Raw genomic sequence first — 26,049 nt, forward strand, 5'->3', positions numbered from 1 at the left:
CAAAGAGAAAATGGTCATTCGCATTGCCTTGGCGCGCAAGCTCCTCGTCAGACTCAATGCAAAAGCTCGCGATGCGCGAGCCCAATACGCCAATGCAACTTGACAATCCAGATAGTCGCTCACCCCACCCTCTCCCCGTGAAGGACGGGGAGAGGGAGTGAGAGAGTCCCGCTTACCCCTTCGTGATCTCGTCTATCTGCGCCAGCTCTTCCGCGCTCAGCGTCCAGCCGATGGCGTTGACGTTCTGCTCGACCTGCTTGACGCGGGTCGCGCCGGCGATCACGCTTGAGACCTGGGGGCGGGCGGCGAGCCAGGAGAAGGCGAGCTCGAGCAAGGTGTGGCCGCGGTCCCTGGCGAACGCGTGGAGCTTGTCGACGATGTCCTCGTTGCGTGGCGTGACGTAGCGGTCGCGCAGCGCCGGCATCTTGCCGAAGCGCGTGTCCGCCGGTGCCGTGGCGCCGCGCTGGTATTTGCCGGTCAACAATCCGCTTGCGAGCGGGAAGAACGGCAACAGCCCGAGATTGTATTCCTGCGCCGCCGGCAGCAGGTCCTTTTCGATGTCGCGCACCAAAAGGCTGTATTCGTCCTGGCAGGAGACGAAGCGGCTCACATTCAGCGCGCGCGCGACATATTCGGCTTCCGCGATACGCCAGGCGGGGAAATTCGAATTGCCGATGTAGCGCACCTTGCCCTGGCGCACGAGATCATCGAGCGCGCGCAGGGTTTCATCGATCGGCGTCAGCGGGTCGTAATCGTGCTGCTGGTAGAGATCGATGTAGTCGGTCTTCAATCGCTTCAAGCTCGCCTCGACCGCCGACATGATGTAGCGCCGCGAAGCGCCCTGCTTGGTGCCGTCGGTCGCCATCGGCTTGGAATATTTTGTCGCCAGCACGATGTCCTTGCGGCGATCGCCGAGCACGGTGCCGAGCACGGTTTCCGAGCCGCCCATGCCGGCATAGATGTCGGCGGTGTCGAACAAGGTGATGCCGAGGTCGAGCGCGCGGTGGATCACCTGGCGCGAGGTTTCGAGGTCGGTGCGCTGGCCGAAATTGTTGCAGCCGAGGCCGACGGCGGAAACGCGTAAGCCCGAGCCGCCAAGATTGCGAATTTGCATGAGACGATCCGAAAAAGAGAAAGACGCGCGCGCATTGTGGTCCGCGCGCATCAGCGTCGCAAGGCGGCGCTCGGCCTGCGCGCCATCATTCATTGCAGTGCAGCCATGAGCGGATGCGCACAAAAAAAGCGGCCCCGGTCAGACGCGGCGACTGACGGGGACCGCTCGGGGGGCGTGTGATCTGAGACGGGGGCCTGATCAAACGCACAAGAAAGCCTAGTCGTGCTTTGTAACGCCCCGGTGACAGGCAAGTTATCCACAGCCGGCCGCGTGACTGACAGCTCCACGCAGCGATCGATCAGAGCAGCTTGCGATAGACGATGAAGCCGGATTTCTCGGCGACCTTGTCGTAGAGCTGCATCGCGGTGTGATTGGTCTCGTGCGTCAGCCAATAGACACGCGCGGCGCCGGCGCGTCTCGCCTGCTCGTAGACAGCCGTGATGAGCGCGCGGCCGATGCCCTGGCCGCGCGCCGTCTCGCTGGTGAACAGATCCTGCAAGTAACAGACCGGCTCGATCGCCGTGGTCGAGCGATGAAACAGATAGTGCGTGAGGCCGCGCAGCGTGCCGTCCTGTTCGGCGACCAGCGCATGCACCGGCTCATAGGCATCGAAGAAGCGCGACCAGGTCATGCGGGTGATCTCAGGCGCCAGCGCCGTCGCGCCCGAGCGGCCATAGAACGCGTTGTAGCCGTCCCACAGCGGCAGCCACTGTTCGTAGTCCTGCCGGGTGACAAAGCGGATATTGACGTCGTCGGACATGAGGGAAGCCGTAACGAAGCGGGAGTTGGCGCAGCGATGAGCTGCATGGTGCACGTCGTTATTATCGGCAGCGTGGGGGCGGATCAATCGGTCCTATTCGGCGGCGCGCAAAGGCGAGCCGAGGCCGTGATGAAGGGCGCGACCGATGCCGCGCAGGGAGCGATAATAGTCGGCCTTCTCAGGGTCGTCGGTGCGGCGCACCAAGTCGGTCACCGGCGTGTAGCTCAGCATGCGGCCGCCGTCGGGCAGCGCGGTGCAACTGAAGCGCAGCACCTGGCCGTCGGCGAGGTTGATGTTGATCGGGGTGGAATCGCCGATCCGCATCAGCTCGATGCGCCGCGCGATGAAGTCGTTCAATTCGTCCTTTGGCAATTCATAGGCGCCGGTATCGCGGCCGTGATACATCAGCGCGATGAACGGCGGCCTGCTTTCGGCCTGCTCGTCCGACAGCGCGAAATAGTCGCGGAAGGCGCGGTTGATGAATTCTGCTCGCGTATCGGAATCCAGGAGCACGATGCCGATATCGACCTGGTCGAGCGCGGACTTCAGCCGCTCGGCGGTGGCATGGTGCTTCTGCTCCCAGGCGAAGGCATTGATCCACTTTCGCCTGAGCAGGCCAGTGATGATAGCGGTTGCCGCGGCGGTCGCCGCCAGCATCGCCATACGTGTCAGATCCGAAAGGTCGTAGCCCGGCGCCGCGCGATGGTTGAGGAAGAACATTGCCGAGCCCGCCACCGCAATGGTCGCGCTCAACAGGCCCGATGCGGTGCCGCCGATCGAGCTCGCCAGCGCGACGATGCAAACGAACAAGGGCGCCGGATTGGGCACGGCGGCGAGATGACGGTCGATGGCGAAGGCGGAGAGCGCGGTCGCCACCGTCAGGGCAGGGCCCAGAATTGTGCGCCAGTTGAACTGCATGATTGCGCCTCGTTGCAACCGAGGATAGTCGCGCAGTTTGACGCCTGATTTCAGTCACGCCGGGATTTCGCGCGTCACGCTTAAGACGAGTTTGATCGCGCGCGATAAGCTTTCGCATTGTTGGAATCAAATGCTATGCGAATTGGCTGGAACCAGTTCCGTGGCATGGATCGCTCGCGAGGATCTTGCTCGGTCATGCTGTCGCGGACCATTGCTAGAGGACGTCGATGCCCACCATTTCTCCCACGATCCTGCCGATCCTGATGCTGTTCGCCTCCAACGTCTTCATGACCTTCGCCTGGTACGGACATTTGAAGTTCAAGGCGAGTCCGCTGCCGGTGGTGATCATCGCGAGCTGGGGTATTGCGTTCTTTGAGTATTGGCTCGCCGTGCCGGCCAACCGATGGGGCAGCGCGGTCTATTCGGCGGCGCAGCTCAAGACCATGCAGGAGGTGATCACGCTGGTCGTGTTCGCGGGCTTTTCCGTGCTCTATCTGAAGGAGCCGCTCGCCTGGAACCACGCGCTCGGCTTCGCGCTGATCGCCGCCGGGGCGTTTCTGATCTTCCACAAGTTCGCGTAGTGGCGAGTGACCTGTGCTCGCTGCACCTCCCCTTGAAAAGGGGAGGTCGGTTTGCGCGCAAGCGCAAAGCGGGTGGAGTTCAACTCTCTCCACACGCACCTGCGCCCGCGGCAGACCCCCCTCCCAACCTTCTCCCTTTCAGGGGAAAGGAGCGCAGCGGGGCGCAAGCTGCGGCGCATCACCTCTCGTGAGAAGGCAGGACTCGCACCACGGGCGCACCATCCTCGCCACGAGTGCCCGTGACGATCAGCAGCGAGGCCGCGAGCAGGATCGCGACGGTCAGTCCGATCGTTACCAGTCCGACAGGTGTCTTCAACATGCTCTGGTCGCGATATCGGTCATCGCGCCTTGCGTGGGTGACGATTTTAAAAAAGAAACCACCGGATCAGGTCGAAAGCTGCATCGCCATCGTGACCTTGATCGGCGGCACTGCCAGCGCGATCACAACACACAGCGATAACGCGCCGATCGTGACCGAGGTGGCGGTCGCGCTCGCCAGTCGGGACGGGACTGCGGGCGCGGAGCGGCTGTCGAAGCCCGCCGTGCCGGGCGACCATGTCATGGTCCAAATCCTCGCATGCGCAGGCGAATCACCCACGTTGTCAGTCTGGAGGATTCGCAGTCGTCGCCGGCAATATTGCGGCCGCGATCGCGCGAAAAATGGCAAAACCGCGGCATAGCGAGGGGTTTTGCCCGTAATTCTACGGGCTATGCCCGCAATTCCCGCTGTTCAGGCCCCTGCGGCGAAGCCGGCGGCATCGTCGAATTCGGCTTCCGGCCGCCAGTCCATCGCGATGAACCCGGGGGTCTGCTCGACCCGCCTGAGCCAGGCGCGGATCGCGGGAAAGGTGGTGAGGTCGAAGTCGCAGCGGTCGGCGAGGTGGGTGTAGCCGTAGAGCGCGATGTCGGCGACCGTGAGCTGGTCGGCGGCGAAGAAGCGCGCGATCTTGAGATGGTTTTCCATCACCTGCAGCGCGGCATAGCCCCGCTCCATCCAGTCCTCCAGTGCGTGCGTCTGGAGGTCGCGGCCGCCCTTCACCAGCGACAGCCAGAAATAGGCGGCGCCGATATTGGGCTCCAGCGCATGCTGTTCGAAGAACATCCACTGCAGCGCTTCGGCCCGCTCGATTTCCGACTGCGGCGCGAGCGGCGTACCGCCGGCAACATACCAGAGGATGGCGTTGGATTCGGCGAGATAGCGTCCTTCCTCGACTTCGAGCAGCGGCACCTGGCCGCTCGGGTTCTTGGCCAGAAACTCCGGCGTGCGGCTCTCGCCGCGCAGGATGTCGACCTCGACCGCCTCATAGGGCGTGTTGAGCAGTGCCAGCGCAAGGCGAACCTTGTAGCTGTTGCCGGAGCGCTGCATCGAATAGAGCTTGTACATCTGCCCAAGTTCACCAAACCGAAGGACGTTAGCGGCAATTGGCGCCGCAAACGCAACCCCACAATGATGCCGATGAGGGTGCGTCGCAAGACCTGCGGGATGGAAAAAGTCGAAAACCGCTCCCGCACCGCACGCGTGCAGAATGATTCCATTGGCGCAAGCACGATCACGCCTCTGCTATCCGGTGATCGCGGCGCGATCCCCTGGGACACGATCGAGTGCGAACAAAGTGAAGCTGCGGCAAAAGTGCCGAGGAAACCCTGCTTTTCGCTTGCCGCTGCACCGCAACAGTCCTAGAAACAGGCGTGCGCCGTTGTGCGTTCTTTCCATCAAAATCCGGAGACGATGATGTCCTTCCTGTCCGCTGCGCTTGACCGTGTGAAGCCGTCCGCGACGATCGCGGTCACGGATAAAGCACGCGCGCTGAAAGCGGCGGGCCGCAACGTCATCGGCCTCGGCGCCGGCGAGCCGGATTTCGATACGCCCGCCAACATCAAGCTGGCGGCGATCCATGCGATCGAAGCCGGCAAGACCAAGTACACCGATGTCGGCGGCATTCCCGAGCTGAAGGAGGCGATCATCGCCAAGTTCCAGCGCGAGAACGGCCTCACCTACAAGCCGAACCAGGTGATCGTCGGCACCGGCGGCAAGCAGGTGCTCTACAACGCGCTGATGGCGACCATCAATCCGGGCGACGAGGTCATCATTCCCGCGCCCTATTGGGTGAGCTATCCGGAAATGGTCGCGCTCGCCGGCGGTGAATCGGTGCCGGTGGTGTGCACGGCCGAGCGCGGCTTCAAGCTCAGCGCGGAGGATCTGGAAAAGGCGATCACGCCGAAGACCAAATGGATCATCCTCAACTCGCCGTCGAACCCGACCGGCGCCGCCTATACCCGCGCCGAACTGAAGGCGATCACGGACGTGCTGGTGAAGCATCCGCATGTCTGGGTGATGACCGACGACATGTACGAGCATCTGGTCTATGACGACTTCGCCTTCACGACGCCGGCGCAGATCGAGCCGAAACTCTACGATCGCACGCTGACGGTGAACGGCGTCTCCAAGGCCTATTGCATGACCGGCTGGCGCATCGGCTATGCCGGCGGCCCTGCGCAGCTCATCAAGGCGATGGCGACGATCCAGTCGCAGTCGACCTCGAACCCGTCGTCGATCTCGCAGTGGGCCGCCGTTGAAGCGCTCAACGGCCCGCAGGATTTCATCCCCGTGAACAACAAGGTGTTCAAGGAGCGGCGCGATCTCGTGGTTTCGATGCTGAACCAGGCCACCGGCATCGACTGCCCGCGGCCGGAGGGTGCGTTCTACGTCTATCCGTCCTGCGCCGGCACCATCGGCAAGACATCGCCGGGCGGCAAGGTGATCGAGAACGACGAGGACTTCGTCACCGAGCTCCTGGAGAGCGAGGGCGTCGCGGTCGTGCACGGCTCCGCCTTCGGCCTCGGCCCGGCGTTCCGTATCTCCTACGCCACCAAGACCTCCGATCTCGAAGATGCCTGCAAGCGCATCCAGCGCTTTTGCGGCAATCTGCGCTAGTCAATTTGGTCGAGCGAGAATGCGAGAGGCCCGCGCAAGCGGGCTTTTTTCTTGGAGCATGTCCGATGAGGTCGAGTTGCAGCCGCGATCGATGCGGCGCTCCCTCGCCCGCTTGCGGGAGAGGGCTCTCTCCACGACGGGACTCTTGGTGCGGAGAGAGCCCTCACCCGGCGCTGTGCGCCGACCTCTCCCGCAAGCGGGCGAGGTGACTCTCAAGGCCCCTCCGCGGCGAGATTGCCGAGCGGGAGATGTTCTCCCTCTCCCGCTTGCGGGAGAGGGCTGGGGAGAGGGTTCTCTCCACGACGGGGCTCTTGGTGCGGAGAGAGCCCTCACCCGGCGCTGCGCGCCGACCTCTCCCGCAAGCGGGCGAGGTGACTCTCAAGGCCGCTCCGCGGCGAGATTGCCGAGCGGGAGATGTTCTCCCTCTTCCGCTTGCGGGAGAGGGCAGGGGAGAGGGCTCTCTCCACAATGGGACTCTTGGTGCCAAGAGAGCGCTCGTCTCACGCGTGAGAGATGAAGTTGCTGTTGCATGGAGATCACGTTGCAAACGCGGGCATCGTTGCGCACCAAGCTGGTACTGCCGTGAAGCTTGTGGCATAGACGAGCACGCGCCACGGGCAGGGCGCGGTTCTTCCGTCTCACTTCTCGTCACAACTTTTCAGTCGGAGATATCTTCATGCGTCGCTTCGTCCTTCGCGCCGGCACGACCATCGTCATGCTCGCATCAGTCATCGCCGGCGCCAACGCGCAACAGCCGGAGCGCGTGCGAGTTGGCGTTCTGGAATGCCGCGGCGGCGCCAGCGTCGGCTTCATCGTGGGGTCGGTCACCCATCTCGGCTGCGTGCTGCGCGCCGAGGGCGTGCCGGAAGACCGCTACATCGCAACCATCCAGAAAGTGGGCCTCGATATCGGCATCACCGAGGAGACGGCGCTGGCCTGGGGCGTCTACGCGCCAGTCTCGCGGATCGGGCCTGGCGACCTCGCCGGCAACTACGCCGGCGCGCAGGGCAGCGCGACGCTCGGCGTCGGTGTCGGCGGCAATGTGCTGGTCGGCGGCTCCAACAACTCGATCGCGTTGCAGCCGCTGAGTCTGCAAGGCCAGGTCGGCCTCAATGTCGCTGCGGGCCTCGCGAGCCTGGAACTCCGGCCGGGTCGGTAACGGACCAGTTTTTCGTCATTGCGGCCCAGGCGAAGCAATCCACATCGCCGTGAGTGGCAAGAATGGATTGCTTCGTCGCTACCGCTCCTCGCAATGACGGCACGGCGAAGCTCTGCCTGCTTCATTACATTACATCGCAACGCAGCGACGTTTTCCCGCTTGCCAAATCCACGGGACGGGCGGAGCATCAGAGATTGCCGACCCAATCAAGGGCCGAGCTCCAGACGAGGAGACGGCAATGGGACAAGACGTCAGAAGTCCCCGAGGTCCACGGTGCATTGCACTGGTGGGCCCTTTCCAAAGCGGTAAGACCACACTTCTCGAAGCGATCCTGGCGCGAACCGGTGCGATCCGCACAGCCGGCAGCGTCGATGCCGGAACTTCCGTCGGCGACGCCAGTTCCGAAGCACGCAATCACAAGATGAGCGTCGGGCTTACCGCTGCCACCACGACCTTCATGGGCGACAGCTACACCTTCCTCGATTGTCCCGGCTCGGTCGAATTCGCGCATGACATGCGCATGGCGCTTCCCGCCGTCGACGCCGCGGTCGTGGTCTGCGAGGCCGATGAGAAGAAGCTGCCGCAATTGCAGCTCATCCTCCGCGAACTGGAAGAGCTCAACATTCCCCGTTTCCTGTTCCTGAACAAGATCGATCGCGCGAGCAAGCGCGTCCGCGAGACGCTCGCGACGCTACAGCCAGCCTCGCGCGTGCCGCTGGTGCTGCGGCAAATTCCGATCTGGAACGGCGACCTGATCGAGGGTTTCGTCGATCTGGCGCTGGAACGCGCCTTCGTCTATCGCGAGCACAAGCCGTCGGAGGTGGTCGCGCTCGAAGGCGGCAATCTCGATCGCGAGAAGGAAGCGCGCTTCTCCATGCTGGAGAAGCTCGCCGATCATGACGACGCGCTGATGGAGCAGTTGCTCGAGGACATCCAGCCGCCGCGCGATGCCGTGTTCGACGATCTCGCCCGCGAGCTGCGCGAAGGCGTGATCTGCCCGGTGCTGCTCGGCTCGGCGCTGCGCGAGAACGGTGTGCTGCGCCTGATGAAGGCGCTGCGCCATGAATCGCCGGGAATCGCCGAGACCGCCAGGCGGCTCGGCGCGCCCGCAACGAAGGATGCGCTCGCCTATGTGTTCAAAACCGTGCATTTGCAGCACGGCGGCAAACTCTCGCTGGCGCGGCTGCTCGCCGGCCACCTCGAGGATGGCGCGACGCTGACCTCTTCCTCCGGCGAGACCGGCCGTGTCTCGGGCATCCTCGCCGTGAACGGCGCGTTCGACACCAAGCGCCCTGTCGCGGAAGCTGGCGATACGGTTGCGCTCGGCAAGCTCGATGCGATCAAGACCGCCGATACCATCGCGAGCGGCAAGACCGCGCCGCCTTCGCTGGTGAAGGTCGAGCCGACGTCGCCGGTGCTCGCGATGTCGGTCGCGGCCGTCGACCGCAAGGACGACGTCAAGCTCGGCCAGGCGCTGTTGCGACTGAACGAGGAGGATCCCTCGCTGACCCAGGTCCAGAACCCACGTACCCACGACACCGTGCTGTGGGGCCAGGGCGAGATGCACCTGCGCGTTGCCGTGGAACGGCTGCGCGACCGCTTCGGCGTCAACGTCAGATCGCAGGCGCCGGCGATCGGCTATCAGGAAACCATCCGGAAACCGATCACCCAGCGCGGCCGGCACAAGAAGCAGTCCGGCGGCCACGGCCAGTTCGGCGACGTGGTGCTGGAAATAAAGCCGTTGCCGCGCGGCACCGGCTTCACCTTCGATGAGACCGTGGTCGGCGGCGCCGTGCCGCGGAACTATATCGGCGCGGTGGAAGAGGGGGTGGTCGACGGCCTGCAGAAGGGCCCGCTCGGTTTTCCCGTGGTCGATGTCCATGTGCGCCTGACCGACGGTTCCTACCACAGCGTCGATTCCTCCGATCTCGCATTCCGCACCGCGGCACGGATCGGCGTCAGCGAGGCGCTGCCCAACTGCCAGCCGGTGCTGTTGGAACCGATCCATATGGTCGAAATCGTCTGTCCGACCGACGCCACCGCCAAAATCAACGCGATTCTGTCGGCGCGGCGCGGCCAGATCCTCGGTTTCGACACCCGCGATGGGTGGAGCGGCTGGGATTGCGTCCGCGCCACCATGCCGGAAGCCGAAATCGGCGACCTGATCGTGGAACTCCGTTCCGCGACCGCCGGCGCCGGCAGCTTCACCCGGCAGTTCGACCGCATGGCTGAGGTAACCGGGCGCGCTGCCGATCAAATTATTGCGGCGCATCGCGTGGCGGCATAAGTGTTGCTAGGATCATGATCCCGGGTCGGAGGGTCATGATCCCCGCATCGCCATGGAAGTTGTCGATCTCTCCTTGAAAATGCGGCGGCTGACGCAATGGCTGGACGGCCGTTGTCAGCCCTATCGCCTTGTGCGCCGCCAGTTCGACGGTCCGCCGTTCGGTCAGTGCTACGTCACGATCGATCCCGAGCGCCAGGCGCCGTTTCCATCCGCCAATCTCAATCGCGTCTATCTCTGCGGCGCCGATCCCGCGATGACGGACGATGCGGTCGTGCGCTTCATCGATCTGTTCACGGCGGAGGGTGTGAAAAGATTCTTTGTCTGGCTGAGCCCGGGTCCCGACATGGACGTGATGCGGGCGCGGCTCGAGGCGGCCGGGCTGTCGCGCGCGCGCCGCACCGGCTATCCGACCCTGTGGCGCACGGCATATTCGCCGCTTCACTTCAGGACCGATCTCAACATCCGCGAAGTGACCACCGATGAGATCGACGCCGCGCGCGATCAGCTCGGCGACACCCTGTGGCCGGAATATGCACGCTCGGCCGGCCGCAGGGGTTTCGTCCACTACATGGCGTTCGACGGCGATCAGCCGGTGGCGATCGCCGCACTCTGCCTGTTCGAGGACATCGGCTATCTCCTGGCCGCGACCACCGCCGAAAGCCACCGCAAGCGCGGCGCGCAGCAGGCGCTCATTGCAAAGCGGGTCGAACGCGCCGAACAGATGGGCTGCCGGGTGCAGGTCTCCGAGACCATGTATATGCTGGAACATTCCTACCGCAATCTGTGGCGCGCCGGTTTCACCGAAGCCTACGAGAAAGAGGTCTACGAGTGGACGGCGTGACGCATGCTTGATTCGCGCCGCAACATGACGCTGGCCTGCGCGCTGAGCGCGCTCGCCGGTTATCTCGACGGCATCGGTTATCTGCATCTCGGCGGCCTGTTCGTCTCCTTCATGAGCGGCAACTCGACGCGGCTCGGCGTCGACTTGACCGAGGCGAACTGGTTCGCCGCGGCGCAAACCATCGGCATCATCGTGACCTTCGTGTTCGGCGCGGCCGCCGGCAGCCTGATCGCGCTTGGTCGCGGCGGCCGTCGCCAGACCTGGCTCTTGCTGACGGAAAGCCTGCTGCTCATCGGCGCTGCGCTGGCCTATGCGTTCGGCTGGCCGACGGTTGCGGTCGGCGCGATCGTGTTCGCGATGGGGCTGGAGAACGCGGTGTTCGAGGTTGGCGGCGGCTCCTCGCTCGGCCTCACCTATGTCACCGGCGCGCTGGTCAAGGCCGGCCAGCTCCTTGGCGCGGCGCTGACGGGCGGTGCGCGCTGGGCCTGGCTGCCGAACCTGGTGCTTTGGGGCTCGCTGGTGCTGGGCTCGACCGTCGGCGCGCTCGCTTATCTCCGCCTCAATCTTTCCGCGGTCTGGTTTGCCGCCGGAGCAGCCGTGTTGCTCACTGCCATCGTTGCGGTGCGTGATAAGTGAGGATTGACACTCGTCACCGCTTGTCCGATTGGACTGAAATGACCGAACCGACCAAAGCCCGAGCCGCATGCCTGATCGGATGGCCGGCGGCGCATTCGCGCTCGCCGCTGATCCATCACTACTGGCTGCGGAAGCTCGGCATCGAGGGCGGCTACAACATCGAGGCGATCCCGCCGGAGGGCTTTGCCGAGTTCGTGTTGCATCTCGCGTCACACGGTTTCGTCGGCGCCAATGTCACGATCCCGCACAAGGAGCGCGCGCTGGCGCTGACGTTGCCTGATGAGCGCGCCCGCGCGGTCGGCGCCGCCAATACGCTGTGGTACGAAGCCGGCGAGCTGCGCTCGACCAACACCGACGTCGAAGGCTTCATCAACAATCTCGACGCCTCCGCGCCCGGCTGGGACCAGGCGAGCGACGCGCTGGTGCTGGGCGCCGGCGGCTCGGCGCGCGCGGTGGTGTTTGGATTGCTCGATCGCGGCATCAAGCGCATTCATCTCGTCAATCGCAGCACCGAGCGCGCCCGCGCGCTTGCCGATCAGTTCGGTGCTCGCGTCGAGCCGGCCACCTGGGATGCGCTTACCGAGTTGTTGCCGCGCGCCGGGCTGCTGGTGAACACCACCTCGCTCGGCATGCACGGCCAGCCGGCGCTTGCGCTTGACGTCGGCTTGCTGCCGCCAAATGCCGTTGTCGCCGACCTCGTCTATGTTCCCTTGAGGACGCCGCTGCTTGTGGCCGCCGAGGCCCGCGGATTGAAGACGGCCGACGGGCTCGGCATGCTCCTGCATCAGGCGGTGCGCGGCTTCGAATTGTGGTTCGGCCAGCGCCCGCAGGTGACGCCGGAACTGCGGGCGCTGGTCGAGGACGATCTCACAAAGGCTTGAGCGCGCGAAATATCGCCGCGCGCGTGGGGTCTCTGCACAGGTGATCCACCCGGAGCTCCCCGATGCGCCCTTATCGTTCCACGCTCGTCCGCCCGCTGTTCGCCGCCGCCATGGTTGCGGCATCGACACTCTATGCGATCGCGCAGCAGCCGCCGGTGCCGTCGCGCCTGCGCGGCACCATCGAAAGCGTCGATGGCGACACGCTCGCGGTGAAGTCACGCAGCGGTGAGGAGGTCAAGCTGCATCTGACGGGCGACGCGCGCGTCGCCGGCATCGTCAAGATCGCGCTCTCCGACATCAAGGTCGGTTCCTTCATCGGCGCCACCACCGTGCCGGGTTCCGACGGCACGCCGAAAGCAGTGGAAGTCCATGTCTTCTCCGAGGAGATGCGCGGCACGGGCGAGGGTTCGCGACCCTGGGACACGCGCCCCAACAGCAGCATGACCAATGCAACGGTCGCCGAATCCGTGGTGAGCAATGATGGCCACACGCTGCTGGTCAAATACAAGGACGGCGAGAAGAAAGTGCTGGTCTCCCCCGACACGCCTGTCGTGACCTACGTCCCCGGCGACAAGTCCGAGCTCAAGGCCGGCGCCAAGATCATCGCATTCACGAAGAAGTCGCCCGACGGCTCGCTCGAGACCAACCGCATCAGCGTCGGCCGCGATGGCATCACGCCGCCGATGTAAGTGCTCGTTGCCGATGCCGGAGCTGCCCTCTCCCACAAGGGGCGAGGGCACATCAATCGGCATCGCGTCTGTGTTGACCTAAACCGCCAGCACCTTGTCGTCGATCTCGGCGATCGTGTTGACGCCGCACAGGCCCATGGTGGTGAGTAGCTCCTTCGCCAGTACGTTGATCGCTTCGGTGACGCCGGCCTGTCCGCCGGCGCCGAGACCGTAGGCGTAGGCGCGGCCGATCATGCAGGATTTCGCGCCGAGCGCGAGCGCGCGCATCACGTCCATGCCGGTGCGGATGCCGCCGTCGAACATGACTTCGACCTGCGAGCCGACCGCGTCCACGATCTCCGGCAGCACCTCGATCGAGGAGGGCGCGCCGTCGAGCTGGCGGCCGCCATGGTTAGAGACCACGATCGCCTGCGCCCCGGTCTTGGCCGCGATCTCCGCGTCCTCGACGTCGAGGATGCCTTTGAGGATCAGCTTGCCCGGCCAGATGCTGCGGATCCAGTCGATGTCCTTCCAGTTCAGCGAAGTGTCGAACTGCGAATTGATCCAGGTCGATAGCGAGGTGATGTCCTGGTCGACCTTCAGATGGCCGGCGAGATTGCCGAAGGTGCGGCGCTTGCCGCGCAGCACGCCGGAGACCCAGGCCGGCTTGGTGGCGAAATCGATCAGCTTCGACAGCGACCATTCCGGCGGCACGGTCATGCCGTTCTTGATGTCCTGGTGCCGCTGGCCGATCACCTGCAGGTCGACGGTCAGGACCAGCGCGCTGCACTTGGCCGCGATCGCGCGTTCGATCAGTGCCTTGATGAAGCCGCGGTCCTTCATGACGTAGAGCTGGAACCAGAACGGTTTTGTCACCGCCGCCGCGATATCTTCGATCGAGCAGATCGACATCGTGCTCTGCGTGAATGGGATTCCCGCCGCCTGCGCGGCGCGGCAGGCGTGGATCTCGCCGTCGCCATGCTGCATGCCGAGCAGGCCGACAGGGGCGAGGATCAGCGGCATCGCCGCAGGCTCGCCCAGGATCGTGGTCTTGAGGTCGCGCTTGGAGACGTCGACCAGGATGCGCTGGCGGAATTTGATCTGCTGAAGATCCTCCGAGTTGGCGCGCAGCGTGTCCTCGGTATAGGAGCCGCGGTCGGCATAGTCGAAAAATGCCTTCGGCACGCGGCGCTTGTGCAGCTGGCGCAGATCTTCGATGCAGGTGATGTGCTTCATGGACGCTCCCGGCCCGTCTTGTATTTCGCGAATGCGCCGTCATCTAGCATGGTTGGATCATCTGCCAAATCGCTGCCGCGACATCCGCCCGACAGGAGGCCACCCATGACCGGATCGACCCCCAAGCCGAAGGACGCCGACGCCGAAAAGCGCGCGCTTGAACAGTCCCTGGAGGAGGGGCTTGAGGAAACCTTTCCGGCGTCCGACCCGGTCAACGTGACCCAGCCGCCGCCTTCCAAGGACGACAACCACGTCCTCCGCAAACGCTAGAATCGAGCAGGGCCGCAGCCCGTTAAACTACGGTCCCTAAGAATTATACATTATTTTACAATATATTAACCTAGACTCTTGCCATCGCGCGGCGGTAATGATTCATCATATATTTTGAAGCTGCCTTGGCGGCTGAAGCATTATAAGGCCTGCATCGATGGCGTTTCGGGTTTCTCGCCAACGTGGTTGGAGAAGCCCTTGCCTAGCTGGGGGTGATATGAGCCGTAAATATTTCGGGACCGACGGGATCCGTGGCCGTGCCAACGGTCTGATTACGCCGGAACTCGCGCTCAAGGTGGGGCAGGCCGCCGGCCTGGTGTTTCAGCGCGGCGATCATCGCCATCGCGTGGTGATCGGCAAGGATACCCGCCTCTCCGGCTACATGATCGAATACGCCATGGTCGCCGGCTTTACCTCGGTCGGCATGGACGTGCTGCTGCTCGGCCCGATGCCGACGCCGGCGGTCGCGATGCTCACCAAATCGATGCGCGCCGATCTCGGCGTGATGATCTCCGCCTCCCACAATCTGTTCGAGGACAACGGCATCAAGCTGTTCGGGCCGCAGGGCTTCAAGCTGTCCGACGACGTCGAGAAGCAGATCGAGCAACTGCTCGACGAACCGATCGAGCGCCGGCTTGCGCAGAGCGCGAGCCTCGGCCGCGCCCGCCGCATCGACGGCGTCCATGACCGCTACATCGAATTCGCCAAGCGCACGTTGCCGCGCGAATTGAGCCTCGACGGCCTGCGCGTGGTGATCGATTGCGCCAACGGCGCAGCCTACAAGGTGGTGCCGGAAGCGCTGTGGGAGCTTGGCGCCGACGTGGTGCCGATCGGGGTCGAGCCCGACGGCTTCAACATCAACAAGGAATGCGGCTCCACCGCGCCGGAAGCGCTGGCCAAGAAGGTGCGCGAGATGCGCGCCGATATCGGTATTGCCCTCGATGGCGACGCCGACCGCGTGATCCTGGTCGACGAGCGCGGCCATCTGGTCGATGGCGACCAACTCCTCGCCGTCATCGCGCAGAGCTGGAAGGAAGAGGGCCGGCTCGCCAAGCCCGGCATCGTCACCACGGTGATGTCCAATCTCGGGCTCGAACGGTTCCTGCAGGGCATCGGGCTCGACATGGTGCGCACGCCGGTCGGCGACCGCTATGTGCTCGAGCGGATGCTGAGCGACGGTTACAATCTCGGCGGCGAGCCGTCCGGCCATATCATCCTCTCCGACTATGCCACTACGGGCGACGGCTTCGTTGCCGCGCTGCAGGTGCTTGCCGTTGTGCAAAAGCTCCGCCGCCCGGTGTCGGAAGTCTGCCACCGCTTCGATCCGCTGCCGCAGATCCTGAAGAACGTGCGCTATCGCAGCGGCAAGCCGCTTGACGATGCCGAGGTCAAGTCCGCCATCGTCGACGGCGAGAAACGGCTCAACGGCCACGGCCGCCTCCTGGTTCGCTCATCCGGCACCGAGCCGGTGATCCGCGTGATGGGCGAGGGCGACGATCGCCTGCTGGTCGAGGAAGTCGTCGACCACATCGTCTCGGCACTCGGCCACGCTGCGGCCGCGGCTGCGTAACGCGCGATATTTTGTTGTCCTCAAGAAGCGGACCTTGTGCACCTCTCCCGCTTGCGGGAGAGGTCGGCGCGTAGCGCCGGGTGAGGGCTCTCGCCACTTGGGGGAATCCCGATGCGGAGATACCCTCACCCCAACCCTCTCCCGCAAGCAGGAGAGGGAGCGCAGCTTCGCCAAGCCTTGCATTTCAACCTGATTGCTCCAGCGCGCGCCGGTTGCATCGCAGCCATTATCTAATCGCGCTGGTCGCGATGGCTCATGCGGCGTAAGCACGGCTTATTGCCGCTTTCGCGAATCCCGCCGGGAATTCTCTCTTGAACAAGGCCGCTGCCGTCTCGGAAGAAGCGCTGGGTGAACCGGTGCTGGTGAAGGATGTCGCGCCGCGCACGGCCGCGATGGGGCCGGCCTATATCGTGCTTGCGGGCATCAGCTTCTCGCACTTCCTCAACGACACCATGCAGTCGTTGATCGCCTCGGTCTATCCGATCCTGAAGGATGCCTACGCGCTGGACTACGGGCAGATCGGCATGATCACGCTGGCGTTCCAGTTCACCGCATCGCTGCTGCAGCCGCTGGTCGGGCATTTCACCGACAAGAAGGCGCAGCCGTTCTCGCTCGCGATCGGCATGGGCTTCACCTTCTTCGGCCTGCTGCTGCTCTCCGGCGCGCATCACTACGGCATCATCCTGATTGCGGCGGCGCTGGTCGGCCTCGGCTCGGCGGTGTTCCATCCGGAATCGGCGCGGATCGCGCGGCTCGCCTCGGGCGGTCGTTACGGCTTTGCGCTATCGGTGTTCCAGCTTGGCGGCAGCTTCGGCACCTCGATGGGCCCGGTGCTCGCGGCCTTGATCGTGGTGCCGTTCGGCCAGCCCTCGATCGCATGGTTCTCCTCGATCGCGGGCCTTGCGATCCTGATCTTGTGGCGCATCGGCGACTGGTACAAGCCGCAGATCGTCACCAGGAAGACCGCGGTCGTCGAGCGGCATCCGGACGCGCCGGCCGGGCGGCGGGTGATGACCGCGCTCATCGTGCTGGTTGCGCTGCTGTTCTCCAAGCAGCTCTACGTCTCGAGCCTGTCGAGCTACTACATCTTCTATCTGATTGAGCGGTTCGACGTCTCGACGCAGGCGGCCCAGTTCTATCTCTTCATCTTCCTTGCGGCGAACGCGGTCGGTGCGTTCCTGGGCGGACCGCTCGGCGATCGCTTCGGCCGCAAATACGTGATCTGGTTCTCGATCGTCGGCGCGCTGCCGTTCACGCTGGCGCTGCCCTATGCCGGTCTCGTCACCAGCGCCGTGCTCAGCGTGTTCATCGGCCTGATCATCTCGTCGGCGACCGCTTCGATCATCGTGTTCGCGCAGGAACTGATGCCGCATCGTTTCGGCATGATCTCCGGCCTGTTCTTCGGCTTCGCCTTCGGCATCGGCGGTCTCGGCGCGGCGGTGCTCGGCAAGCTTGCCGACCACACCGACATCGCCTTCGTCTATCAGCTCTGCGCGTTCCTGCCGGCGATCGGGCTGCTCGCGGTGTTCCTGCCGAAAATGCCGAACCACGCGCGCTGAAGCGTTTTCGAACGAAGTGGACTCAGGTTCGCGTAAAGAAACGCCTCAAGACAAGGCTGGGACTTTGTCAACGCATCGTTAGCATTTGTGGCGTGACCGCTATCTGTTCGATAGCGGGAATAGCGCAATACCCGCGAGCTTTCGGAAAAATCGTCAGACGTCGTCAACCTTAATAATTAGGGTTAAGCGCCGCTTAAGCATTTAGTGCCATCGTCCGGCCGTGGGTTTTCAGACGTGAGGCTTCCCTGCTCGCCTCACTGGCCAAAAGGACGAAGCCAATGCGTAGCGTTAAGCCTTTCATTGCCGCTGGTGCGGCCTCCCTGATTTCCTCGGCGGTGTTCGCCGCCGATTTGCCGATCGCGCCGCCACCGAGCTACGCACCGCCGCCGGTGGAAGATTTCGGCGGCTGGTATCTGCGCGGCGACATCGGCTTCAGCAATCAGAGCGTGAAGGAAGTGCGCAACGGCAACGAAGCCCTGTACGCGCCGCTGCTCTCCTTGAATCAGCAGACCGGGTTCGATACCGGCGGCATCTTCGGTCTCGGCGTCGGTTACCAGTTCAACAGCTGGTTCCGCGGCGACATCACCGGCCAGTACCGCGGCAGGACGAACTTTCACGGACAGGATCTCATAACCTATCCGCTTGGCGGCGGCCTTGTTGGCGCCGGCGTCGACAACTACACCGCAAGCAAGTCGGAATGGCTTGTCCTTGCCAACGCCTATGTCGATCTTGGAACCTGGTGGTGCGTGACGCCATTCATCGGCGCCGGTGTGGGTGCAGCGCGCGTGACCGTCTCCAATTTCACCGATCAGGGTCTTGCGGACGTTTCTCCGGGCGTGATCGGGCCCGGCTTTGCGACCGCCACGTCGGCCTCCAAGTGGAATTTCGCGTGGGCGGCGCATGCGGGTCTCGCTTACAAGGTCAATCCGAACCTGACGCTAGAAGTCGCCTATAGCTACGTCGACCTCGGTTCGGGGCTGACCGGACCAGTGACCACGTTCCAGGGCTTCACGACCAACAATCCGATGAACTTCAAGGATATCACCTCGCATGATCTGAAGATCGGTGTGCGCTGGAATCTCGACAGCCCGCAGCCGGTCTACGCACCGCCGCCGCTGGTGCGCAAAGGTTAATACGAACCTTCATTGGTTAACGCTTGCGACGGCGCGGGATGGTCCCGCGCCGTTTCCTTTTTCGGCAAGCATGGTGCTCATCACGCAGAAGATTGTGGCGAACGCGACACGCGACAACCATTGGTTAAGGTTAACGAGCGATGATCGTCACCGGGTTTGGTTAAGTCGATTTGGGGGCGTGGGGCGATGCGCAGGTTTCTGCTGGCGGTAGTGATGTGTGGCGCAGTGACGAACGCGCGGGCCGCCGATCTTCCCGATCTGCCAATCCTTCGCGGCAGTTTCACCGATGGGCTGAGCACTTCCCGAACGTATTGGGACGGTCTCTACATTGGCGGCCAAGCCGGTTACGGATCATCCGACGAGAATTTCGACAGCAAGCCGTCACCTTTGATCGCCTCGCTGATTTCCGACAACGTCATCCAGCAGATGGGCGTCGACCAGTGGAATCTCGGTCTCGGAAAGCAGTCGGCGCGTTCGTCCGCATACGGGGCGTTCGTCGGATATAACTGGCAGTGGACCGACGTCGTGCTTGGCCTGGAGGCGAGCTACATGCACGGCAGCTTTGGCGGCTCGGCCAGCGCCAGCAAGGAGCTTGTGAGTGGTTCGCCTCTCTCTGACGGCAACTACCACGATGTCGCAGTCACCAAGACATCCTCGATCTCGATCTCGGACATGGCGACGTTCCGGGGACGCGCAGCTTATGCATTCGGATGTTTCCTGCCTTATGCGTTTGGCGGCTTCGCGCTCGGCAAGGCCAATATTTCGCATACTGCAACGATCACGGACGCTGTGAGCAATGTCTCCTCGCTTGGGCCTTTTACTCCGCTGATGCCATTGAGTGCGACGGATGCCGTGCACAATCATCTGATTTACGGCTACACGGCAGGCCTTGGCATCGACATCAACCTGGTCGGTGGCCTCTTCGTGCGTGCCGAATGGGAATATATCCGCTTTACCACGACCGTTGACACCAGCATCAATACGGTGCGCGCCGGCTTAGGTTACAAATTCTAGGCGCGCGTATCCGATCTGTTGACAAGGTCGGTTGCGGCTGCTGCTTTGTCGCGCGGGAACAAAACAGTGGTCAGCCATGAAAATCTACGGCGACGACAAGTCGGGAAATTGCTTGAAGGTGAAATGGGTGTGCGACCATCTCGCGCTGCCCTATACCTGGATCGATGTCGACATCCTCAAGCAGGAGACGCGCAGTGCGGACTTCCTGAGGATGAACAGCGCGGGTCAGGTGCCGACGGTCGTGCTCGACGATGGCCGCGCCCTGGCGCAGTCCAATGCGATCATCCGCTATCTCGCCCGCGGCAGCGATCTCATTCCATCCGACGACTTCGCTGCCGCGAAGATGGATGAGTGGCTGTTCTGGGAGCAGTACAGCCACGAGCCTTATATTGCGGTGTGCCGGTTCCAGATGCGCTATCTCGGCAAATCGGCGTCCGAGCTCGATCCGGAGAAGGTCAGGCGCGGCCATGCCGCCCTGGCGCGGATGGAGCAGCAACTTGCGCTGACGCCATTCCTGGTCGGCGAGGCGCTCTCGCTGGCCGACGTGGCGCTGCTCGCCTACACGCGGCTCGCGCATGAGGGCGGCTTTGACCTCCGCGGCTATCCGGCGATTGGCCGCTGGATCAATGAGGCCGAGCGCTCACTTGGCCTGGCGCCTGCACGTTAGAGCGTGATGATTTCATCATCCCGCTCTATCTTTTTGTTTGAGCATGACCTTTTCGGAAAACCGGTATCCACTTTTCCGGATCATGCTCTAGTTCTTTCGGAACATATCATGGCAACTGCGTCCTCGATCACCATCCGCCGCGCCCGCCGCGACGACGTCCCCATCATCGTCGGCATGCTCGCGGACGATCGCCTCGGCAGTGCGCGCGAACGGATCGAGGATCCCTTGCCCCAATCCTATTTCGCCGCGTTCGAGAAGGTCGACCGCGATCCGAATTTCAAGCTCGTGGTCGCCGAGGATACTGGCGGCGCCGTGGTCGGCTGTCTGCAGTTATGCATCCTGCCGGGCATAAGCTCGCAGGGCGCATCGCGCGGTTTGATCGAGGATGTGAGCGTTGCGACCCACTGCCGCAGCCGCGGCATCGGCGAACAGATGATGCAATGGGCGATTGCGGAAGCGCGCGCCAACGGTTGCATTCTCGTCGAACTGCTCACGCATCACACGCGCGTCGACGCGCAGCGCTTCTACGAACGGCTTGGATTTCAACGCAGTCACGTCGGCATGACGATTCGCTTCTGAGTTGCGCCAAGTTGCGCAGTTGTCACCGCTGATCGCAGTGGTAGTCGTCGCTCTGCGTTCCGGTTAACAAGCGATAAACTACACCGGCCTCCGTAATTTTACGGCCGGGAACGCGGCTGCTAGTTACGCGTCTCCCAGCGGCGCAACATGATCCGCAAGAGATCATGATGAAGCAAAAAACGAACGCGATGCCGGTCCAAAGTCATCGCGTTTTGGGACAGCTTGGGGATATTTCAGATGAAGCGATATTCGATCGTCAGGGCGGGCAACGAATACATCGTGCGGGTCGATGAGAAGAGCATCATGAAGGTCTCCAGCCGGCGAAAGGCCGTGAGGCTGGTGAACACTGCGACCGGACTGCTCGATCAGGCGCCGGCTCCGCCGCTCGACGAGCCCCTATCAATCGCCTGTGATCCTCCTGAAGTTCCTTGACGATCCTTTACCCTTCCACTATCTCCGACGGCGGGAAACCTCTCCCCACCGAGAGGCAGCTATCTGGAAGGGTAGATCATGACTGCAGCGAAGCCTGCTTCGCGGCCGAACGTGCCGCATTTTTCCTCCGGCCCCTGCGCCAAGCGCCCCGGCTGGAATCCGCAAAATCTCAAGGACGCCGCCCTTGGCCGCTCGCATCGCGCCAAGATCGGCAAAGCCAAGCTCAAGCAAGCCATTGAGCTGACGCGCGAAGTCCTGGAAGTGCCGGCCGACTACAAGATCGGCATCGTGCCGGCCTCCGACACCGGCGCGGTCGAGATGGCGCTGTGGTCGCTGCTCGGTGCGCGACCCGTCACCACGCTCGCCTGGGAATCCTTCGGCGAGGGCTGGGTCAGCGACATCGTCAAGGAATTGAAGCTGAAGGACGTCACCAGGCTCAACGCCGGTTATGGCGAGATTCCCGATCTCTCCAAGGTCGACCCGGCAAGCGACGTCGTCTTCACCTGGAACGGCACCACCTCGGGCGTGCGCGTGCCGAACGCGGACTGGATCAGCGCGACACGCGAAGGCCTTACCATCTGCGACGCGACCTCCGCGGCGTTTGCGCAGCCGCTGGATTGGCCGAAGCTCGACGTCATCACCTTCTCCTGGCAGAAGGCGCTCGGTGGCGAAGCCGCGCATGGCATGCTGATCCTCTCGCCGCGCGCGGTGGAGCGGCTCGAGACCTACAAGCCGGCCTGGCCGCTGCCGAAGATCTTCCGCATGACCAAGGGCGGCAAGCTCAACCAGGGCATCTTCGAGGGCGAGACCATCAACACGCCGTCGATGCTCTGCGTCGAGGACTATCTCGACGCGCTCGATTGGGCGAAATCGATCGGTGGCCTGAAGGCGCTGATCGCACGCGCCGATGCCAACACCAAGGTGCTCGCCGACTGGAAGGCGAAGACGCCGTGGATCGATTTTCTGGCCAAGGATCCCGCGATCCGCTCCAACACCTCGGTGTGCCTGAAGATCACCGATCCCGCGATCACCTCGCTGACGCCGGACCTGCAGGCGGATTTCTGCAAGAAGCTGGTGGCCCTGGTCGAGAAGGAGAATGCGGGCTTCGACTTCGCGCACTATCGCGATGCGCCGGCAGGCCTGCGCATCTGGTGCGGCGCTACCGTGGAAGCCAGGGACGTCGAGCTGCTGACGCAGTGGATCGACTGGGCGTTCGCCGAGACCAAGGCCTCGTTGCCGAAGGCTGCGTAGCTTTCACCTCTCCCCGTTCTTCACGGGGGAGAGGTTGGCGCGGAGTGCCGGGTGAGGGGCTCTCTCCGCTTGCACCTCGCCCGTGGCTGACCTCACCCCAATCCTCTCCCCGCAAGAACGGGGAGAGGGAGAAGAAGTCGCTCCGAGACATTCACTTAATCCGGCCCGAAGGCCGTCCCTTCCTTCAGGGAAGGTGGAGGACCACTCCCATGAGCAAACCGAAAGTTCTCATTTCCGACGCTCTTTCTCCCGCGGCCGTGCAGATCTTCAAGGATCGCGGCGTCGAGGTCGACTTCCAGCCCAATCTCGGCAAGGACAAGGAAAAGCTCGCCGAGATCATCGGCAACTATGATGGCCTCGCGATCCGCTCGGCGACCAAGGCGACCGCCAAGATCATCGAGAAAGCGACGAGGCTGAAGGTGATCGGCCGCGCCGGCATCGGCGTCGACAATGTCGAGATCCCCGCGGCGACGGCGAAGGGCATCATCGTGATGAACACGCCGTTCGGCAATTCGATCACCACCGCCGAGCACGCGATCACGCTGATGCTGGCGCTCGCCCGCGAGATCCCGCAGGCCGATATCTCGACACAGGCCGGCAAGTGGGAGAAGAACCGCTTCATGGGGGTGGAGATCACCAACAAGACGCTGGGCGTGGTCGGCTGCGGCAATATCGGCTCGATCGTCTGCGACCGCGCGCTCGGCCTGCGCATGAAAGTGATCGCCTTCGATCCGTTCCTGTCGCCGGAACGTGCCAAGGACATCGGGGTCGAGAAGGTCGAGCTCGACGAGCTCTTCAGGCGCGCTGATTTCATCACCCTGCACACGCCGCTCACCGACAAGACCCGCAACATCATCGACGCCGCGGCGATTGCGAAGATGAAGAAGGGCGTGCGCATCGTCAATTGCGCCCGCGGCGGCCTGGTCGACGAGCAGGCGCTGGTGGAGGCGCTCAATTCCAAGCATGTCGCGGGCGCCGCCTTCGACGTATTCTCCGAGGAGCCGGCAACCTCGAACGTGCTGTTCGGCCACCCCAACGTGATCTGCACCCCGCATCTCGGCGCCTCTACCACGGAAGCGCAGGAGAACGTCGCGCTGCAGATTGCCGAGCAGATGTCGGACTATCTGCTGACCGGCGCGATCTCCAATGCCCTCAACTTCCCCTCGATCACGGCCGAAGAGGCGCCGAAGCTGAAGCCGTTCATCGAGCTCGCCGAGAAGCTCGGCTCGTTTGCCGGCCAGCTCACCGAGAGCGGCATCATCAAGACAGAGATCACCTATGAGGGCCATGTCGCCGAGATGAAGATCAAGGCGCTGACCTCGGCGGTGCTGTCCGGCCTGCTGCGGCCGATGCTGGGCGAGGTCAACGTCGTTTCTGCGCCAATCGTGGCGAAGGAGCGCGGCATGGTGGTCGACGAGGTGACGCGGGCCGCGCAGAGCGACTATGAGAGCCTGATCACCGTGACGGTGACGACGGAGCGGCAGGAACGCTCGGTGTCCGGCACCGTCTATCACGACGGCAAACCGCGGCTGGTCGACATCAAGGGCATCCGCGTCGATGCGGAGTTCGGCAAGTCGATGATCTATGTGACCAACGAGGACAAGCCGGGCTTCATCGGCAAGTTCGCGAGCCTGCTCGGCGATGCCAAGATCAACATCGCAACCTTCCATCTCGGCCGCGTTGCCCAGGGTGGCGACGCGATCGCGCTGGTCGAGGTCGACGGCCCGGTGCCGGCGGATGTCCTCGCCAAGGTGCAGGCGCTGCCGCAGGTCAAACAGGCCAAGGCGCTGGTGTTCTGAGCGCGTGACTTGAATTAGCTGCGAATCGTCTTCACCTCTCCCGCTTGCGGGAGAGGTCGCTGCGCCCATGGCGCAGCGGGTGAGGGCTCTCTCCCCACGGAGAGTCCCATCGCGGAGACACCCTCACCCCGGCTCTCTCCCGCAAGCGGGAGAGGGAGAGCAGCTTCATCGCGGCTCGAACTCCATCTGATTGGGCCCACATATTCCGATCTGCGGAACATGACGCCGCCTCCGCCACCGGAGGCGGCGTTTGTCGTTTGGCACTCGACAAAATCCGTGTACGAATGGGCCAAGACCGGTCATATCAGGCCGTCCGAAAAGGGAGAAAACACAATGCGTGAAGCCGTTATCGTTTCCTATGCGCGCACGGGGCTGGCGAAGTCCGCCCGCGGTGGATTCAACATCACTCCGCCGATGTCGCTGGCGGCGCACGCCATCAAGCATGCCGTCGAGCGCGCCGGCGTCGACAAGGACTATGTCGAGGACTGCTATCTCGGCAATTGCGCCCATGGCGCGCCCAATATCGGCCGCCAGGCCGCGCTGCTTGCCGGCCTGCCGAAGTCGACCGCCGGCGTCTCCGTGAACCGCTTCTGCTCCTCGGGCCTGCAGACCATCGCGATGGCCGCCAACTCGATCCGTTCCGACGGCGCCGAATGCATCGTCGCCGGCGGCGTCGAGAGTATCTCGATTCCAGGCGGCGGCACGCCGAAGGAGTCGGTGGATCCCGAGCTGCTCAAGACCGCGCCCGACATCTTCATGGCGATGATCGATACCGCCGACATCGTCGCCGACCGCTACAAGATCAGCCGCGAATACCAGGACGAGTTCTCGCTGGAGTCGCAGCGCCGCATGGCCGCCGCGCAGCAGGCCAATAAGTTCAAGGACGAGATCGTCCCGATGAAGACCCAGATGAAAGTGGTCGACAAGGTGACGAAGGAAGAGAGCATCAAGGACTATGTCGTCGATCGCGACGAGTGCAATCGTCCCGATACCACGATCGAGGGCCTCGCGAAGCTCGAGCCGGTGAAGGGGCCGGGCAAGTACATCACCGCCGGCAATGCCAGCCAGCTCTCCGACGGCGCCGCGGCCGTGGTGCTGATGGAAGCCAAGGACGCCGAGAAGCGCGGCCTGGAGCCGCTGGGCCGCTTCGTCGCCTGGGCGACCGCCGGCTGCGAGCCTGACGAGATGGGCATCGGTCCGGTCTTTGCGGTGCCGAAGCTCCTGAAGCGGCATGGCCTCAAGATCGACGACATCGACCTCTGGGAGCTCAACGAAGCCTTCGCCAGCCAGTGCCTGTACTGCCGCGATCAGCTCGGCATCGATCCCGAGAAGTACAACGTCAACGGCGGTTCGATCGCGATCGGTCACCCCTTCGGCATGACCGGCGCGCGCCTCACTGGCCACCTCCTGCAGGAAGGTCGCCGTCGCAAGGCCAAGTGGGGCGTGGTGACGATGTGCATCGGCGGCGGCCAGGGCGGCGCCGGGCTGTTCGAGATCTATAGCTGAACCTTCTCGGCTGAACGTCACATGAACGAAGCACGGCGCTCCCAGCGCCGTGCTTTTTTTGCCTCCCCTCCGCTGTCGTCGTCCGCGAAGGCGGACGATCCAGTATTCCAGAGACGGCAGCGTTTTGCTGAGAGGCTGCGGCGTATTGGATGCCCCGCCTGCGCGGGGCATGACGACGGTGGATGTGTCTGCGCAATCCGATACCGCAGGTTCGCTGTTGCCACCTTCATCGCTCCGCAATCGAACCCGTTCT

General features: G+C 63.6%; 26 protein-coding genes. 21 read left to right on the forward strand and 5 right to left on the reverse strand.

Features of this window, described 5'->3' with window-relative positions; translation table 11 throughout:
• Positions 1-172: 172 nt before the first annotated feature.
• From I6F35_RS35085 to I6F35_RS35095, 3 genes are all read right to left on the reverse strand, one after another.
• Positions 173-1,114, reverse strand: coding sequence for an aldo/keto reductase (locus I6F35_RS35085; RefSeq protein ID WP_225122205.1), 942 nt, complete (start codon positions 1,112-1,114; stop codon positions 173-175).
• Positions 1,115-1,412: 298 nt separating this feature from the next.
• Positions 1,413-1,874, reverse strand: coding sequence for a GNAT family N-acetyltransferase (locus tag I6F35_RS35090; protein ID WP_225122206.1), 462 nt, complete (start codon positions 1,872-1,874; stop codon positions 1,413-1,415).
• A 93-nt stretch (positions 1,875-1,967) separates the two neighbouring features.
• On the reverse strand, positions 1,968-2,792 hold the full coding sequence (locus I6F35_RS35095) for a PAS-domain containing protein (protein WP_225122207.1): 825 nt from the start codon (positions 2,790-2,792) through the stop codon (positions 1,968-1,970).
• A 227-nt stretch (positions 2,793-3,019) separates the two neighbouring features.
• Here I6F35_RS35095 and I6F35_RS35100 point away from each other — a divergent pair, with 227 nt between their 5' ends.
• Together I6F35_RS35100 and I6F35_RS35105 are read left to right on the forward strand one after the other, a co-directional pair.
• A complete protein-coding gene (locus I6F35_RS35100) occupies positions 3,020-3,373 on the forward strand; it encodes a DMT family protein (protein ID WP_225122208.1) in 354 nt (117 codons plus the stop codon).
• A 239-nt stretch (positions 3,374-3,612) separates the two neighbouring features.
• The gene (locus I6F35_RS35105) at positions 3,613-4,053 is read left to right on the forward strand and encodes a hypothetical protein (protein ID WP_225122209.1); all 441 of its coding nucleotides are present in this window, start codon (positions 3,613-3,615) and stop codon (positions 4,051-4,053) included.
• Positions 4,054-4,103: 50 nt separating this feature from the next.
• Here I6F35_RS35105 and I6F35_RS35110 read toward each other — a convergent pair whose 3' ends face one another.
• Entirely contained in the window at positions 4,104-4,757 is a 654-nt protein-coding gene (locus tag I6F35_RS35110; RefSeq protein ID WP_225122210.1) for a glutathione S-transferase family protein, read from the reverse strand.
• Between the two features lie 99 nt (positions 4,758-4,856).
• Here I6F35_RS35110 and I6F35_RS35115 point away from each other — a divergent pair, with 99 nt between their 5' ends.
• The 8 genes from I6F35_RS35115 (at position 4,857) to I6F35_RS35150 (ending at position 12,801) form a co-directional block, all read left to right on the forward strand.
• A complete protein-coding gene (locus tag I6F35_RS35115) occupies positions 4,857-5,054 on the forward strand; it encodes a hypothetical protein (protein WP_225122211.1) in 198 nt (65 codons plus the stop codon).
• A 51-nt stretch (positions 5,055-5,105) separates the two neighbouring features.
• Positions 5,106-6,308, forward strand: a complete 1,203-nt coding sequence (locus I6F35_RS35120) for a pyridoxal phosphate-dependent aminotransferase (protein WP_225122212.1) — start codon at positions 5,106-5,108, stop codon at positions 6,306-6,308.
• Between the two features lie 676 nt (positions 6,309-6,984).
• On the forward strand, positions 6,985-7,467 hold the full coding sequence (locus I6F35_RS35125) for a DUF992 domain-containing protein (RefSeq protein ID WP_225122213.1): 483 nt from the start codon (positions 6,985-6,987) through the stop codon (positions 7,465-7,467).
• A gap of 238 nt (positions 7,468-7,705) precedes the next feature.
• Positions 7,706-9,754 carry an elongation factor G gene (locus I6F35_RS35130; RefSeq protein ID WP_225122214.1) on the forward strand — a complete coding sequence of 683 codons (2,049 nt, stop codon included), beginning with the start codon at positions 7,706-7,708 and terminating at the stop codon, positions 9,752-9,754.
• A gap of 52 nt (positions 9,755-9,806) precedes the next feature.
• A complete protein-coding gene (locus I6F35_RS35135; protein ID WP_225122215.1) occupies positions 9,807-10,595 on the forward strand; it encodes a GNAT family N-acetyltransferase in 789 nt (262 codons plus the stop codon).
• A 3-nt stretch (positions 10,596-10,598) separates the two neighbouring features.
• Positions 10,599-11,231, forward strand: a complete 633-nt coding sequence (locus I6F35_RS35140; RefSeq protein ID WP_225122216.1) for a YoaK family protein — start codon at positions 10,599-10,601, stop codon at positions 11,229-11,231.
• A 38-nt stretch (positions 11,232-11,269) separates the two neighbouring features.
• Entirely contained in the window at positions 11,270-12,112 is an 843-nt protein-coding gene (locus I6F35_RS35145) for a shikimate dehydrogenase (protein WP_225122217.1), read from the forward strand.
• 62 nt (positions 12,113-12,174) lie between these two features.
• Positions 12,175-12,801, forward strand: a complete 627-nt coding sequence (locus tag I6F35_RS35150) for a hypothetical protein (protein WP_225122218.1) — start codon at positions 12,175-12,177, stop codon at positions 12,799-12,801.
• Between the two features lie 78 nt (positions 12,802-12,879).
• On the opposite strand, the gene I6F35_RS35155 is transcribed toward I6F35_RS35150, so the two are convergent.
• Positions 12,880-14,016, reverse strand: a complete 1,137-nt coding sequence (locus tag I6F35_RS35155) for an alpha-hydroxy acid oxidase (RefSeq protein WP_225122219.1) — start codon at positions 14,014-14,016, stop codon at positions 12,880-12,882.
• Between the two features lie 105 nt (positions 14,017-14,121).
• On the opposite strand from I6F35_RS35155, the gene I6F35_RS35160 reads away from it, so the two are divergent.
• The 11 genes from I6F35_RS35160 to I6F35_RS35210 all read left to right on the forward strand — a co-directional run bounded on the left by I6F35_RS35160 (position 14,122) and on the right by I6F35_RS35210 (position 25,796).
• Positions 14,122-14,286, forward strand: coding sequence for a hypothetical protein (locus I6F35_RS35160; protein WP_225122220.1), 165 nt, complete (start codon positions 14,122-14,124; stop codon positions 14,284-14,286).
• 217 nt (positions 14,287-14,503) lie between these two features.
• Positions 14,504-15,856, forward strand: coding sequence for a phosphoglucosamine mutase (glmM, locus tag I6F35_RS35165; protein ID WP_225122221.1), 1,353 nt, complete (start codon positions 14,504-14,506; stop codon positions 15,854-15,856).
• Positions 15,857-16,167: 311 nt separating this feature from the next.
• Positions 16,168-17,415 (forward strand): MFS transporter, encoded by a 1,248-nt coding sequence (locus tag I6F35_RS35170; RefSeq protein WP_225122222.1) that lies wholly within the window; start codon positions 16,168-16,170, stop codon positions 17,413-17,415.
• 278 nt (positions 17,416-17,693) lie between these two features.
• A complete protein-coding gene (locus tag I6F35_RS35175; protein ID WP_225122223.1) occupies positions 17,694-18,548 on the forward strand; it encodes an outer membrane beta-barrel protein in 855 nt (284 codons plus the stop codon).
• 186 nt (positions 18,549-18,734) lie between these two features.
• Positions 18,735-19,562, forward strand: a complete 828-nt coding sequence (locus tag I6F35_RS35180; RefSeq protein ID WP_225122224.1) for an outer membrane beta-barrel protein — start codon at positions 18,735-18,737, stop codon at positions 19,560-19,562.
• Between the two features lie 76 nt (positions 19,563-19,638).
• Positions 19,639-20,229: a glutathione S-transferase family protein gene (locus tag I6F35_RS35185; RefSeq protein WP_225122225.1), complete on the forward strand. Its 591-nt coding sequence runs from the start codon at positions 19,639-19,641 to the stop codon at positions 20,227-20,229.
• 108 nt (positions 20,230-20,337) lie between these two features.
• Positions 20,338-20,808, forward strand: a complete 471-nt coding sequence (locus I6F35_RS35190; protein WP_225122226.1) for a GNAT family N-acetyltransferase — start codon at positions 20,338-20,340, stop codon at positions 20,806-20,808.
• A 237-nt stretch (positions 20,809-21,045) separates the two neighbouring features.
• Positions 21,046-21,240, forward strand: coding sequence for a hypothetical protein (locus I6F35_RS35195; protein ID WP_225122227.1), 195 nt, complete (start codon positions 21,046-21,048; stop codon positions 21,238-21,240).
• A 78-nt stretch (positions 21,241-21,318) separates the two neighbouring features.
• Positions 21,319-22,491 (forward strand): phosphoserine transaminase, encoded by a 1,173-nt coding sequence (locus I6F35_RS35200; RefSeq protein WP_225122228.1) that lies wholly within the window; start codon positions 21,319-21,321, stop codon positions 22,489-22,491.
• A 209-nt stretch (positions 22,492-22,700) separates the two neighbouring features.
• Entirely contained in the window at positions 22,701-24,290 is a 1,590-nt protein-coding gene (gene serA, locus I6F35_RS35205; RefSeq protein ID WP_225122229.1) for a phosphoglycerate dehydrogenase, read from the forward strand.
• A gap of 333 nt (positions 24,291-24,623) precedes the next feature.
• Complete coding sequence (locus I6F35_RS35210; RefSeq protein ID WP_225122230.1) at positions 24,624-25,796, forward strand: acetyl-CoA C-acyltransferase; 1,173 nt, start codon at positions 24,624-24,626, stop codon at positions 25,794-25,796.
• Positions 25,797-26,049 lie beyond the last annotated feature (253 nt).

The sequence above is a fragment of the Bradyrhizobium sp. BRP22 genome (assembly GCF_020194175.1).
Lineage (GTDB): Bacteria > Pseudomonadota > Alphaproteobacteria > Rhizobiales > Xanthobacteraceae > Bradyrhizobium.